The organism is Kordiimonas sp. SCSIO 12603 (assembly GCF_024398035.1).
Taxonomy (GTDB): domain Bacteria; phylum Pseudomonadota; class Alphaproteobacteria; order Sphingomonadales; family Kordiimonadaceae; genus Kordiimonas.
In genome coordinates, this window is the sequence record NZ_CP073748.1 from 543,612 (window position 1) to 556,751 (window position 13,140).

Sequence of the window (13,140 nt, forward strand, 5' to 3'; positions counted from 1 at the left end):
ACGCTTCATGGCTGATGGAAGCCAGAAAAACCGCGAAGTCTTTGAGCAGGCTGTAATCTCTACCACCAAGGCCGCTGCCGGTGATCGTGATCTTGAGGTTAAGTTCACGGCAGATATCCCGGGTCTGGTTGGGAAAGAAGCCCGAGTGCCGACGCTACCGCACAAAATTCAGATGAAAGATATTTCTGAAGTACGCGGGCATGCAGATAGCATGGCTATGAAACACCGCCATCATGATGCTGCGCTTCACCAAAAGCTGGCACCGGGCGGTGCTGTATCTCGAGCGATATTTGATGCGGTGGAGCAAGCGCGTTTTGAAGCAATTGGCGCACGGCAAATGCCGGGTATGAAAGCTAATATGGCTGTGCTTGAAAGCAAGCGTGCGCTTGAAAGCGGCCTTATGCGCCCATCAGATGATGAGCAGGCAAAGCTTGCAAATGTTGTAGGGCTTCTGGCCCGTGAACGTTTAACGGGTATGGCACCTCCAGAAGAGGCAACTCTTGCGGTGGAAGGCCAGCGTAAATGGCTTGAAGAAAGCATTGGTCATCTTCTTGATACGCTTGAGGATAAGGTGGATGATCAGCGCGGCCTGTCTGTGATCAGCCGTACTATCATTTCCGCACTTGTTGGCGAAGGTGAGGGCGAGCAGGTAGACAAGGAAGAAACTTCCGAAAGCCCAGAAGAAACTGCCCCGGATGCTCCTGAAGAACAGGAAGCAGAATCCAGCCAGGATGAAGCGGGTGATGCCGACGGCGCTGAAGGTACGGAAGATAGTGAAGGCGAAGCGGATGATGATGAAGCATCATCTGAAGCGGGTGTTGAAGATACAGACGACACAGAAGCTGAGGCCGGGGAAGGTAAGCATGAAGGCGCAATGCCTTGGCGGCCAAACCGCCCGCTTGATCAGCTTCCTGAAGGACACTTTTATAAGGTCTTCACTGAAGAATTTGATGAAATTATCAAAGCGGAAGAGCTGTGTGACACTGAAGAGCTTGAACGTTTGAGGAAATATCTCGATCAGCAGATGGCGCATTTGTCGGGTGCTGTGTCCAAGCTCGCGAACCGTTTGCAGCGCCGCTTACTCGCGCAGCAGCGTCGTCACTGGAACTTTGATCTTGAAGAAGGTCTTCTCGATTCGGGGCGTCTTTCTCGGGTGGTAACAGATCCTTTAAGGCCGCTTTCTTATAAGCTCGAATCAGAAACCGAATTTAAGGATACGGTGGTAACGCTCTTACTGGATAATTCAGGTTCTATGCGCGGTAGGCCAATTTCTATTGCAGCGATTTCAGCTGACATTCTTGCTCGTACTCTGGAACGTTGCGGCGTGAAAGTAGAGATTCTCGGCTTTACAACAAAGGCATGGAAAGGCGGACAATCCCGCGAGAAATGGCTGCAGGCATCACGTCCTGAAAAACCAGGTCGCCTCAACGATCTAAGGCATATTGTTTATAAAACCGCAGACAGCCCTTGGCGCCGTGCGCGCCGTAATTTGGGGCTTATGATGCGGGAAGGGCTCCTGAAGGAAAACATTGATGGTGAAGCGCTCTTGTGGGCTCATCACCGGCTTATTTCCCGCCCTGAAGAACGCCGTATTCTTATGGTTATCTCTGACGGCGCACCAGTGGATGACAGCACGCTTTCCGTGAACACAGGTACGTACCTTGAAAATCATCTGCGGCAGGTGATCAAATGGATTGAAAAAGCATCTCCTGTGGAATTGATCGCTATTGGTATCGGCCATGATGTAACACGCTATTATCAGCGGGCGGTTACCATACTTGATGCAGAGCAATTGGGCGGCGCGATGACAGAACAGCTTGCAGCCTTGTTCGCAGATATAGTACCAACACCACGAAAAATTCGGTAGTTGCAGTTAAATAGGTTTACGGCACATGCGTAACAAACTTTTGGTTATTGGGATCATTGTATTTTCCTTGCTCGCTGGTGTTTCCAGTTATTTCGGGCGCCAGCATCTGGCCGCTGAGCTGGAAGGCAAAGGCGTGCCGTTTAATGTACGCGTGGAAAAATTACCGTTGAATGAAGAAGACCCGGGCTTGTTTAAGGTAGGTGAGCTTACCTACATGCGGGGTTGGGCGCTTACAGCTGATAACGATGATTTCGGTGGCTTCTCTGGAATGGTTGTTGAGGATGATGGTAAGAAGCTGATTGCCGTGAACGATAAAGGTGATTGGTTCGCAGCCCACATTGACGCGGGTAAAGATACGCTGTTCACTAGCCCCGGCAGTATCAATAGTTTCGCCGGAGTAGGCCTTCTGGCTAAGGCTTCCTTTGATGCTGAAAGTATTATTAGGGCACAAGATGGAAAGTATCTGATCAGCTTTGAACAGGACCACCGTTTGATGACAACAGATACAATCGCTGGTGAACCAGTTGAGTATCCTGTTGCTGCGGATTATTCGGAGATGGCGCGGAATGGCGGTTTGGAGGCAATTACCCAGCTTCCAAATGGTGATTTACTTCTGTTTGCTGAGCACGGTCAGGATGCTAAAGGATCGTTACCTGTTTGGATTACAAATAAGGAAACTTCCCGCCGCATCGGTTTTATACCGCCAGCCAATTACTCTCCTACAGATGCTGCAACGCTTCCGAATGGGGATGTACTCCTTCTGATGCGCCATTATTCACCGCTCGATGGGGTTTCGGCGAAAGTTATACTCTTGGCGGCGGAAGGTATTGCGGCAGGTCACACACTTGCAGGCTATGAACTTGCACATCTGGAACCGCCTTATAGTGTTGATAACATGGAAGCGATGGATATCGTCCCGCTGCAGGATGGCCGTATCCGTATTTATATGATGTCGGATGATAATTTCAGTCTGCGCCAGCGCACACTTCTTTTGGTCTTTGATTGGAAACCAGAACATAAGTTGGTGATGAAAGTTTACGATGAGGTTAAGCCCGATTAGGCTTTATAACTGACTTTGAGGTCTTCAATGATTTTGAAGGCCAGCGCCGCTCGGTCTGTTCTTAGGTCAGTTGAAAACTCTTGCGGTACTTCTGTCTGGTTATCCCACTTTTCAGACCAATCAATAATTTCCAGCATTGCAGGAACGAGCGACAGACCCTTATCTGTCAGTTGATAGATTTTACGCACACCGTGCTCCGGATCAGGCAGTTTTTTTACCACCCCTTCTTCTTCAAGCTTTTTAAGCCTGTTGGTGAGAATGTTCGTGGCAATACCTTCGCCTGCGTTCAGGAAATCCTGAAAATGACGAGCGCCTTTAAACATCAGATCACGCAAAACCAGCATGCTCCAGTTGTCTCCGAAGATCGAGGCCCCATACCGGATTGGGCAGCCGTGCCATTCTGTTGAATTCCTCTGTGTCATAAACAGATTTTACCTTGAATATAGAATGCTTGCAAATAACAAGTTATTCTCGTAGGGTAAATTTAACTTGCAAAAAGCAAGTAATAAGTCGAAGGAATAGGAGGGGTTTCCGGTGAAACATATTATTTCTATTGTTGCTTTTATGGTGGTTACGTTTGCCGTACAGGGCACGTCACACTTTGTTTTGAATGCTGATCATTACGCAGGGATTGCGCATTTGCGGCCAGAACCAATTATGCCTTTGGGGTTTGCTGCTATGATTATACAGGGAGCGATTTTGTCGTTGCTTCTTGAACGAAGTACAAACAATCAAGCTACTATCAAAGATGGCTTCTTTCTGAGCATGATGTTTGGCATTTTTCTGGGGTCATATATGTGGCTCGCAGAGCCTGCGAAATATGCGGTGCCGTCAGTTACTGCGTGGGTTTTGGTTGAGTTACCAATGAACCTTATCCAGTTTGCGGTTTACGGTGTGATGATTGGGTTTATCCACCAGCGTTTTACCAAACAGGTTGCAGCTGAACCGGCGTAATGTGCGTAAAAATAAACGCCGCAGGATTGCTCCCGCGGCGTTTGGTAAATCTAGATAGAGCGTGATGCTTATGCAGCAGCTTGCTTCTTCTTGATTTCTTTCTTCAGCTTCAGCGCTGTAGCTGAAAGATCAGCGTCGCGAGCTTTAAGAAGGAAGTTATCCAGGCCAGCGTTGTGCTCAACAGAACGTAGCGCGTGTGTAGAAATGCGCAGACGCACGGAGCGGCCTAGAGTGTCAGAAAGAAGAGTTACATTTGTTAGGTTCGGTAGAAAGCGACGACGAGTTTTGTTGTGTGCGTGAGACACGTTGTTACCAGTCATTACTTTTTTACCAGTTAGTTCACATACGCGAGCCATGATCTTTATCCTTCTTTTTCTCAGCGCTTATGCGCTGGAATCTTTATGATCGTTTACATCTCACATGCTAAAATCAGCACGGATAGCGCGCTACTTATGTGATTCGCCAAGCAGGGTCAAGGTTTATTGCGCCTTTTGGAGTGCTAAGCCTAGATTAGCTTCAACGGAATAGAGTTATTGTCTTCGACCATCGCAATGACATTCTCTTCGATCCATCGGTCAAGCGAGCAGATTTTCTCCTGCAAGCCTTCTCCAAGCGGCGTCAGGCTATATACCACATGAGGCGGTATAGTTTGGTGATCTTCTCTGTGTACAAGCTTCATTTCCGCAAGTTCTTTGATGGTCTGGGTCAGCATCTTCTGAGAAATGCCGTCAATAAACCTCATAAGTTCACCGTTACGCATAGGCCCATCTTTCAGCGCATCAATAATGAGCAGGCTCCACTTGCTGGAGAGCTTGGTAATAAGATATCGGGCGGGGCATTTTGCACAAAAGACATCGCCAGCAACATCAGATTTTGATTTTGGCATCTCATACATAATCTTTTACCTTTTTCATAGTTACCAAAAGGTGCGTACTTGCATAAAAGTAATCTCATGATCAGGTTTAAAAGACAAGAGTTTCTCTATTAATTCCGAGAAGGATAAATGTATGTCTGATTATGAAGTTAAACCTTTTGCCCGTTTTGATGAAACAACAGCGCCTGAGGCATCAAAAGAACATCTGTTAGCTGCTAAAGCCGCCTTTGGCCTGATTCCGAATGTTGAAAAAGTAATGGCGCAGTCACCAGGGTTGCTTGCAACTTATATGGCTGGCTGGGATGCTTTTGGCGAAAGTAGTTTCACCGCCGCCGAGCAACAAATTGTCTACCAAGCTGCAAACTTTGAAAACAACTGTGAATATTGCATGCCGTGGCATACGATTCTGGCTGAAAACTCAGGCTTACTAGAGGTTGATGTAGAAGCGCTTAGAAATGGTGCGGCTCTTTCAAACGCCAAGCATGATGCGCTGAGAATTTTTGCCCGGGATATGGTGCGTACCAAAGGAAGTCTCGCACCAGCTGAAGTGAGAGCTTTTTTTGATGCAGGTTACAGTGAAAAACACGCCCTTGAAGTGGTGCTGGGTCTGGCTGTTAAGATGATGAGCAATTACACAAATGCGATTGCACAGACACCGCTTGATCAAGCTGCACAAGCCAAGGCGTGGAAAAAACCTACGTTAAGAGGATAATCAAAAAGGGCAGCCGATTAAGGCTGCCCTTTTTGTATTAAAGCGAAGGCCGGTTTTTATCGAAACGGAATTTTTCTTCGAGCAGGCGGCCAAGCGCGATGATTTGATCTTCACGGAACATATTCCCCCACATTGTAATGGTGTGGGGTAGATCAATCGGATCACGATCCTCTGCTAGTTCAGGGCCGTGGATACGCTGCGTAACCTGGCGTTTTTCCATGGCGATTGGCAGTGTAAGTGACGGTGTGCCTGTATAATTAGTGATCAATAGCAAGCCAGCCGCGAAGTTTGGTGAGATGATCACATCTACTTTTTCATAGATACCGTCCATCATCTCCATTACCTGCCTGCGGAAACGGTCTACTTGCAATGCTTCTACAGCTGACAGTAAATGTGCACCGCGGAAGGTATTTGGCCAAGCCTGTGGTGCTTGCCATTTCAGAAGATTATCTCGGTCTGTAAGCGTCAGTTCTTCAAAGGCTGCAGCACCTTCCACTTCGAGGGTGGTGATCAGGCTGCCATACGGCATATCCGGCAAGCTTACTTCAACCATTTCAAAACCCATATCTTTTATGGCTTTGAGTACGGCTTTATCGGTATCTGTAGCATTTTCAAACCAGGCAGGATTATAGCCAATTCTTAGGCCTTTAGCGGCAGTCTCGGCATTATAGTTAAAGCCGTGATCAAGGGAACTTGGATCCCCGGCATCCTTACCGTTAAGGGCAGCTAGTACCAGCGCTGTATCTTCTGTACTTCGGCAGATAGGCCCAAACTTATCCAAAGACCAGCAAAGCGCCATTGCGCCAGAACGCGGGATGCGGCCGAAGGTTGGTCTTAGGCCGGTTACACCACAGCGTGTGGACGGAGAGACAATCGAGCCCAGCGTTTCTGTACCAATAGAGAAACCGCATAGACCAGCCCCTGTGGCAGATGCCGAGCCAGCACTGGAGCCAGAAGACCCTTCTTCCAGGTTCCATGGGTTGCGGGTGAGGCCACCAAACCAGCGGTCGCCATAGGCAAGGGCGCCAAGCGTTGTTTTCCCGAGGAGCACTGCACCAGCGTTTCTCAGGCGTATTACCAACTCAGCATCTTCATCAGGTACGCGGTTTTTATATGGTTCTGCGCCCCATGTTGTCTTCACACCTTTGGTATCTGCGAGATCTTTAAGCGCATAAGGAATACCATGAAGCGGCCCGCGGTATTGATCTGCTGACATTTCTCTGTCAGCCATCTGGGCTTCTTTACGAGCTGTATCTGCCATTACGGTTACAAAGCATTCGAGCTTAGGTGCTAGCTCATTGATACGCTTTAAGTAAATCTCTGTTAGGCGTACGGAAGAAATTTTACCAGTACGTATCCATTCTGATTGCTTCCAGAGTGGAGCGAAGGCGATATCTTCATCTTTTTTTGGCAGGTTACCTGCGCTTCTATTAGCGAGCGCTATCTTATTTTCTTGTGCTGGGTAGGTTTTCCCTGGCAGGCGTGGGTCAAATGTCAGCGCCGGGGCATCTTCATTTTGCAGTGGTGCATTGGCCCGGCGTAGGCGTACACGGTCTACTACGCCTTCCAGACCATCATAAATCGTGGCGCGTTCGTCGTCAGTATATGTGAGGCCGAGTATTTTCTCTGCGTAATTGAGGTCTGCGGGCTTTTCAAGCGGTGCATTCCCTTCTTGGGCAAGCACAGCCCCAGTAGCGGCAACAGCGCCCGTTGCGGCTGCAGAACGCAGAAAAGCACGGCGATCAAGCGTTTTAGGTGTGTGTTTCTTAACTGACATATTTCCCTCCCCTGAAATAACTGACGCTATCATACATAAATAAACCGTTATGAGAATCACGCTTTGGTGATTCTTGGCTTGGCAATCTATCCGTGGAACGATATCAACGACGCTTCAGTTTTCAGCCAACGAGAGTATTATGGCAGGCATTATCAAAGCGGTTCTTGGGCCTACAAATACAGGGAAAACCCACTATGCGGTGGAGCGTATGCTTGCTTACTCCAGCGGTGTCATGGGATTCCCGCTGCGGCTGCTCGCGCGTGAAGTTTATGACCGTGTGGTGGCTGTTAAAGGCAAGAATCAGGTTGCGCTTCTAACCGGAGAAGAGCGAATTGTACCGGAAGGCGCTCGTTACTTTATGTGTACGGCGGAGGCAATGCCGCGTTACAGCACTGCTGATTTTGTTGCTATCGATGAGATACAAATGGCCGCTGATCCGCAGCGTGGTTATATTTTTACCGAACATCTTCTTCATTCTCGCGGCAAACATGAAACGCTGTTTTTGGGTGCTGAGACAATGCGCCATCTTATTCAGCGGCTGATCCCGGAAGCAGAAATTCTTACACGCCCGCGCTTTTCTAACTTGTCTCATATCCGACCAACAAAAATCACTCGGATGCCACGCCGCAGTGCGATTGTTGGTTTTTCCTCAAGTGACGTGTACGGCATGGCAGAGCTTATTAAGCGTCAAAAAGGGGGTGCTGCAATTGTGATGGGTGCGCTTAGCCCGCGTACCCGAAATGCGCAGGTGGAAATGTACCAATCAGGAGAAGTGGATCATTTGGTGGCAACTGACGCCATTGGTATGGGGCTGAACCTTGATGTAGGTCATGTGGCCTTCGCTGGATTACAAAAATTTGATGGCCGTACGTTTCGGGACCTGACAGCGGCAGAGGCTGGTCAGATAGCAGGTCGCGCAGGCCGTTATAAGAAGGACGGCACGTTCTCTACTCTTGGCGGTGGTGAGGGCGACGCCATGGATCCAATGATGGTTGCCCAGATCGAAGAGCATCAGTTTGAACCTGTTAAGCGAATTTTCTGGCGGAATCACAGGCTTAGCTACGCGTCGATTCCCCGGCTTTTACGCTCTCTTGATGAACCTGCGACGACAGATGGCCTTCATAGAACCCGTGAAGCTACAGATTATCGGGCACTGAAGGTTCTTGGTGAAGATGAAGAGATTGCACAGCTCGCCAATAATCCGGAATCTGTGGAAAGGCTTTGGAATGTTTGCCAAATTCCTGATTTCAGAAAACTGTCACAAGAAGATCATATAAGCCTGCTCAGACGAATTTATGTGGATTTAATGGGCCCGGCGGGCAGAATTCCGCATGATTGGGTCGCTAAGCAGGTTAAGCGGCTTGACAACTGCCACGGTGATATAGATACCTTGGCCGGTCGAATCGCTAGTATCCGCATCTGGACATATGTTTCTCAGCGGAAAAACTGGCTACAGGATAGTGCCCATTGGGCACATGTAACGCGTAGTGTGGAAGATAAATTATCTGATGCGCTGCATGAAAAATTAACCCAGCGTTTTGTGGATCGCCGTACGGCTGTCCTCATGCGCTCGCTCAGGCAAAGGGGCGAACTCAGCGTGAGCATCGATAACGATACAAATAAGGTTTCTGTCGAAGGACACGAAATCGGTGAACTAAATGGTTTCTCTTTCCGTGTTGAACCGGGCGCAGCTCGTGACGACCAGAAGACCCTCAAAGCAGCTGCCGAGCAGGCGCTGCAGGTTGAACTGACACGCCGTGCAAAACTGTTTGCAAACATCGGTGTGAAAACACTTGAGTTCAATTTTGAGGAAGGCCTCGCATTCCCGAAGCTAATGTGGGAAGGCGCACCTGTTGCAACTGTTCATGATAGCGGCGCTCTTTTCGGCCCGCGTGTGAAGCTTGTGGCAAACACGTTGCTAACTGGTGAAAACGCTGAACTTGTTCTCTCCAAAACGCAGGAATGGCTGGATACGCGGATCGCTGAAAAGCTTGAGCCGCTTGTGAAGCTTGCACAGGAACTGAACGGTGAAGTGGAAGCGCCTGAAGATGCAGCGCCGCTTACTGGCCTTGCGCGTGGTGTGGCTTTCCGCCTTCTAGAGAATTACGGTGTAATGTCTCGTAAGAATGTGGATGGTGATCTGCGTCAGCTTGATCAGGAAGCTCGTAAAGGTCTTCGCCGTTTTGGTATTCGTATTGGTGCCTCCAGCCTTTATATGCCGCTTGTGATGAAGCCACATGCAACAGAGCTACGTCTGCTGATGTGGGCAATGGCTGGTAAAATTTCTGCACTGCCTACAATCCCGACACCGGGTATGGTTTGGGTGGAAACAGAAACAACAGCACCGGATGAGTTCTATGAACTTGCTGGTTTCGTGCCGGTTGGCAAAAAAGCTGTTCGCATGGATATGCTTGAGCGTCTGGCTGATGCTGTACGCCCGCTTGGCCAGAATGTTGAGTGGTTTGAAGTAACACCTGAGATCATGGGTCTTGTTGGCCTGTCTGGTGAAGATTTCGCAGATGTGATGAAGGCGGCTGGCTATAAGCATGAAGTTCGCAAAATTGCACCTGAGCCGAAAGCTGAAGAACCAAAGGCGGAATCGGATGCAGAAACGCCTGTAGAAGGCGAAGAAAAGCCTGCTGAGGAAACTGCTCCTGAGGCGGTAGAGGCTCCGGCTGGAGAAGCAAAAGCTGAAACTGCTGAGGAAAACACTGAGGAAGCATCCGCTGAAGAAGAACTGGTTGAACGCTTTTTCTTCCAGTGGGCACCGAAGCGCAAGCCGCGTGCTGGTGGTCGTCCTCAAGGCAACCGCGAAGGTGGTAAGCCTCAAGGTAAAGGCCGCGGCCCTAAGGGTAAAGGCAAGGGCGGTAAACCGTCTGGCCCACGCACTCATTCAGCACGTCCGCCAAAGCGTGAAAAGCAGGCAGACCCTGATTCGCCGTTTGCGGCACTTGCAGGCCTTAAAGACGCTCTGACTAAAAAGTAAGTCTGGCGCATAATGAATTTTGAAGAAACGGGCGAAAAGATACGGCTTGATAAATGGCTGTGGCACGCCCGTTTTTTTAAAACCCGCACTTTGGCCGGCAAGGTTTGTAAAACCGGTAAAGTGCGCCTGAACGGTTCCCATATCTCGAAAGCCAGCGTTACCATCAAAACTGGCGATGTGCTGACATTCCCAAAAGAGAATGAGATTAAGGTCATTAAAATGATCGCACCTGGTGTACGTCGCGGCCCTGCACCAGAAGCACAAGCGCTTTACGAAGATCTCACTCCGCCACCCATACCAAAAGAACAGCAAGCTTTTGAGCCGCAAGGCGCAACGCGGGAAGCGGGCGCTGGCCGTCCGACTAAAGCCGAACGGCGTGCTATTGATAAACTGATGGACCGTTAGGCCATAAAAGCTCTCGCAGCTTTTTTAATACCAGCCATAGCTTCCAGATAAGGTGCGAATCCAAAACTGATACGCTTCACTCCCAATTCTGCTAGCTCAGCTTTTGTTGGGGCACCCTCCATCATCATGATGTTTATAGGGATAGGGCTTTTTTCGCATAGCTCTTTAATCAGTGCAGGGTCATTCAGGCAGGGTGCGAAGAAACATTCAGCGCCAGCCTCCTTGTAAGCATGAGCGCGTTCAATTGCTTCCTCTAACAGGTTTTGGTGATTGTTTGGATTACTCTCCCTGAGAAATAAGTCCGTTCGGGCGTTGATGAAAAGGGGTAGGTCAAGCGTGTCAGATGTTTGTTTGATGGCACGGATTCTGGCGGTTTGTTCTTCAGCGAGCCTTAACTTACTTTCAGATTTATCCCAGTCCTCAAAATTGATACCGATGACACCGGCTTCAAGAAGAGCTCTAGTATTTGCTGCGAGTTCTTTGTCAGATTGTGTGTAACCAGCTTCAAAATCAACGGAACATGGCAGATCACTACATGTGGCAATTTGTTGTGCTGTTCTAAGAAGGTCCGCAAAGGGCATATATTCGCCGTCTTCATATCCTTGCGCCATGGCAACTGCGGCGCTGCTTGTGGCAATAGCCTGCGTACCTGTGGCTTCAAGTGCTTTAGCACTTCCTGCATCCCATATATTATAGAGCTGAAGTGGTTGCTCTTGTTGGTGTAAGGTTTTGAAGTGATGATATTTTAAGGCATGTGTCATACTTGAATTCCAGTTTGGTGGTTTAGTTGCTTTCCTTTCGTAAGTGAGTCTATCTCTGGGCGCTGGCCACTATCGGACCTCAATCTGAAGTTTCGAATATATCTGGGTTTTATGGTGTGACAGTTAAGAAAAAATGAGCCGCAAGATGCTTGCTTTTTCCCTGTTAAGTCAGCAAAAGAGCCTTAAATAAAAGGCATATGTCATATAGTTGATTGGAATATTTGACTAAAGGCATTGCTGTTTTAGCCAGTTTTAGGCATATACTGCCCTGAAACCAACCCTTGATGGTTTTAGGAATAATGAAGGAGAAACCCCGTGACCTATATTGTCACTGAGGCCTGCATCAACTGTAAATATACTGACTGTGTAGAAGTGTGTCCTGTAGACTGTTTCTATGAGGGTGAGAACACATTGGTGATTAATCCGAACGAATGTATCGATTGTGGGGTGTGTGAGCCAGAATGCCCTGCGGAAGCTATTTTGCCTGATACAGAAGATGGTTTGGAATATTGGCTGGAAGTTAATACTAAATTCTCTGAAGAATGGCCAAATATCACCGTTAAGAAAGATCCGATGCCAGATGCTGACGATTGGGCCAAAAAAGACGGTAAAACTGAATTACTTTCAGAAAACCCTGGGGAAGGCGATTAAATCACAAAGGTTTGAGCGCGTCTGTTAACAGGCTAATATTATTACAAAAAAAGCCGGAGAGTATTTCTTCGGCTTTTGTGTTTTTATGAGTAAATGCTCAAAAAACGCAGAAAAGCTGGCCTTAGGGCTACTTTTTTTATGAAATTTATGTTATAGTCATTCTCAATGACGTGAATGGTCTCTAGGCAAACCGTAACTGGCTGAGCCTTTTCACGGGTGGCTGGCACCACCACAATTTAATGAAGCTGCAAACGCATTTCTCGATAGCTCGCGATTTGAGTTTGAAGCATTTTTATGGGGAAAATCAAGTGATATTTCCTCAGGGGTTTCCGCGACCTAAAGCCAAACTGGTTGCGTGTGAAACCATTTTTCTGTTCAGACGGGTTTATAACCGATGGGGGTTATGGGGTTTGAACAGTTTGAGTATATAGAGAAGGACAATAGACCAGAATGGCTAAAGCAAATAAAAATCCTTTTTCCGTTGGTGATTACATCGTTTATCCAAAACATGGCGTTGGTAAAATTACTGAGCTTGAGGCTCAGGAAATCGCTGGTATGAAGCTAGAGCTTTATGTAGTTCGCTTTGAAAAAGAACGGATGACACTTCGCGTGCCTACAAACAAGGCAGAGCAAAGCGGTATGCGCCGTTTATCTTCTGATGCTACACTGAAAGAAGCTTTCACAACCCTTAAAGGTAAGGCGCGCATCAAGCGTACAATGTGGAGCCGCCGTGCACAGGAATATGAAGCAAAGATCAACAGTGGTGATCTGGTTTCAATTGCCGAAGTTGTGCGTGATCTGCACCGCGGTGCTGATCAGCCTGAGCAATCTTATAGTGAGCGCCAGATTTACGAATCAGCGCTTGGCCGTTTGGCTCGTGAACTTGCTGCAGTTGAGGATATCGACGAAGAAGCAGCAATGGTGAAGCTGGAGAAAGAGCTAGCTGCTTAATCCTTGCGACTCCAATGATTTCTGCGAAAAACCCGCCTGATTTTTCAGGTGGGTTTTTTTATGCTCACAAACTTTTTTAACCTTTCCTTAAAAAAATTGCTGCAATTGCGAAAAAATCCTTCATAATGCATTCCATTAATCG

13 protein-coding genes are annotated in these 13,140 nt (G+C 48.1%); 8 read left to right on the forward strand and 5 right to left on the reverse strand.

Annotation, left to right across the window (positions count from 1 at the left end; all coding sequences use genetic code 11):
- Window positions 1-7 precede the first annotated feature (7 nt).
- Both cobT and KFE96_RS02480 read left to right on the forward strand, forming a co-directional pair.
- A complete protein-coding gene (cobT, locus tag KFE96_RS02475) occupies window positions 8-1,867 on the forward strand; it encodes a cobaltochelatase subunit CobT (RefSeq protein ID WP_255834435.1) in 1,860 nt (619 codons plus the stop codon).
- 25 nt (window positions 1,868-1,892) lie between these two features.
- Entirely contained in the window at window positions 1,893-2,927 is a 1,035-nt protein-coding gene (locus tag KFE96_RS02480; protein WP_255834436.1) for an esterase-like activity of phytase family protein, read from the forward strand.
- On the opposite strand, the gene KFE96_RS02485 is transcribed toward KFE96_RS02480, so the two are convergent.
- Complete coding sequence (locus KFE96_RS02485) at window positions 2,924-3,349, reverse strand: helix-turn-helix domain-containing protein (protein ID WP_255834437.1); 426 nt, start codon at window positions 3,347-3,349, stop codon at window positions 2,924-2,926. The two genes, KFE96_RS02480 and KFE96_RS02485, sit on opposite strands and share 4 nt — an antisense overlap.
- Window positions 3,350-3,461: 112 nt before the next feature.
- On the opposite strand from KFE96_RS02485, the gene KFE96_RS02490 reads away from it, so the two are divergent.
- A complete protein-coding gene (locus KFE96_RS02490; RefSeq protein ID WP_255834438.1) occupies window positions 3,462-3,881 on the forward strand; it encodes a hypothetical protein in 420 nt (139 codons plus the stop codon).
- A gap of 68 nt (window positions 3,882-3,949) precedes the next feature.
- Here the strand turns inward: KFE96_RS02490 and rpmB are convergent, their stop codons facing one another.
- Both rpmB and KFE96_RS02500 read right to left on the reverse strand, forming a co-directional pair.
- Complete coding sequence (rpmB, locus tag KFE96_RS02495) at window positions 3,950-4,237, reverse strand: 50S ribosomal protein L28 (RefSeq protein WP_247019320.1); 288 nt, start codon at window positions 4,235-4,237, stop codon at window positions 3,950-3,952.
- Window positions 4,238-4,386: 149 nt separating this feature from the next.
- Window positions 4,387-4,776, reverse strand: coding sequence for a helix-turn-helix domain-containing protein (locus tag KFE96_RS02500; protein WP_247019318.1), 390 nt, complete (start codon window positions 4,774-4,776; stop codon window positions 4,387-4,389).
- Window positions 4,777-4,888: 112 nt separating this feature from the next.
- Here KFE96_RS02500 and KFE96_RS02505 point away from each other — a divergent pair, with 112 nt between their 5' ends.
- Window positions 4,889-5,467, forward strand: a complete 579-nt coding sequence (locus tag KFE96_RS02505) for a carboxymuconolactone decarboxylase family protein (protein WP_255834439.1) — start codon at window positions 4,889-4,891, stop codon at window positions 5,465-5,467.
- A 37-nt stretch (window positions 5,468-5,504) separates the two neighbouring features.
- On the opposite strand, the gene KFE96_RS02510 is transcribed toward KFE96_RS02505, so the two are convergent.
- Window positions 5,505-7,244: an amidase gene (locus KFE96_RS02510; RefSeq protein ID WP_255834440.1), complete on the reverse strand. Its 1,740-nt coding sequence runs from the start codon at window positions 7,242-7,244 to the stop codon at window positions 5,505-5,507.
- A gap of 139 nt (window positions 7,245-7,383) precedes the next feature.
- Here KFE96_RS02510 and KFE96_RS02515 point away from each other — a divergent pair, with 139 nt between their 5' ends.
- Window positions 7,384-10,230 carry a helicase-related protein gene (locus tag KFE96_RS02515; protein ID WP_255834441.1) on the forward strand — a complete coding sequence of 949 codons (2,847 nt, stop codon included), beginning with the start codon at window positions 7,384-7,386 and terminating at the stop codon, window positions 10,228-10,230.
- Window positions 10,231-10,242: 12 nt separating this feature from the next.
- On the forward strand, window positions 10,243-10,635 hold the full coding sequence (locus KFE96_RS02520; RefSeq protein WP_247019297.1) for an RNA-binding S4 domain-containing protein: 393 nt from the start codon (window positions 10,243-10,245) through the stop codon (window positions 10,633-10,635).
- On the opposite strand, the gene KFE96_RS02525 is transcribed toward KFE96_RS02520, so the two are convergent.
- The gene (locus KFE96_RS02525) at window positions 10,632-11,396 is read right to left on the reverse strand and encodes an isocitrate lyase/phosphoenolpyruvate mutase family protein (protein WP_255834442.1); all 765 of its coding nucleotides are present in this window, start codon (window positions 11,394-11,396) and stop codon (window positions 10,632-10,634) included. The genes KFE96_RS02520 and KFE96_RS02525 overlap by 4 nt on opposite strands.
- 315 nt (window positions 11,397-11,711) lie before the next feature.
- Between KFE96_RS02525 and fdxA the strand changes: the two genes are divergently transcribed.
- Complete coding sequence (fdxA, locus tag KFE96_RS02530; RefSeq protein ID WP_247019293.1) at window positions 11,712-12,047, forward strand: ferredoxin FdxA; 336 nt, start codon at window positions 11,712-11,714, stop codon at window positions 12,045-12,047.
- Between the two features lie 450 nt (window positions 12,048-12,497).
- Window positions 12,498-12,998: a CarD family transcriptional regulator gene (locus KFE96_RS02535; RefSeq protein WP_247019291.1), complete on the forward strand. Its 501-nt coding sequence runs from the start codon at window positions 12,498-12,500 to the stop codon at window positions 12,996-12,998.
- Window positions 12,999-13,140 lie beyond the last annotated feature (142 nt).

Bases quoted from the DNA above. Each gene is read 5' to 3' on its own strand.
- KFE96_RS02480 (WP_255834436.1), top strand. From the start codon at position 1,893: ATGCGTAACAAACTTTTGGTTATTGGGATCATTGTATTTTCCTTGCTC.
- KFE96_RS02535 (WP_247019291.1), top strand. From the start codon at position 12,498: ATGGCTAAAGCAAATAAAAATCCTTTTTCCGTTGGTGATTACATCGTT.
- rpmB (WP_247019320.1), bottom strand. From the start codon at position 4,237: ATGGCTCGCGTATGTGAACTAACTGGTAAAAAAGTAATGACTGGTAAC.
- cobT (WP_255834435.1), top strand. From the start codon at position 8: ATGGCTGATGGAAGCCAGAAAAACCGCGAAGTCTTTGAGCAGGCTGTA.
- KFE96_RS02515 (WP_255834441.1), top strand. From the start codon at position 7,384: ATGGCAGGCATTATCAAAGCGGTTCTTGGGCCTACAAATACAGGGAAA.
- KFE96_RS02485 (WP_255834437.1), bottom strand. From the start codon at position 3,349: ATGACACAGAGGAATTCAACAGAATGGCACGGCTGCCCAATCCGGTAT.
- KFE96_RS02520 (WP_247019297.1), top strand. From the start codon at position 10,243: ATGAATTTTGAAGAAACGGGCGAAAAGATACGGCTTGATAAATGGCTG.
- KFE96_RS02500 (WP_247019318.1), bottom strand. From the start codon at position 4,776: ATGTATGAGATGCCAAAATCAAAATCTGATGTTGCTGGCGATGTCTTT.
- KFE96_RS02510 (WP_255834440.1), bottom strand. From the start codon at position 7,244: ATGTCAGTTAAGAAACACACACCTAAAACGCTTGATCGCCGTGCTTTT.
- KFE96_RS02505 (WP_255834439.1), top strand. From the start codon at position 4,889: ATGTCTGATTATGAAGTTAAACCTTTTGCCCGTTTTGATGAAACAACA.
- KFE96_RS02525 (WP_255834442.1), bottom strand. From the start codon at position 11,396: ATGACACATGCCTTAAAATATCATCACTTCAAAACCTTACACCAACAA.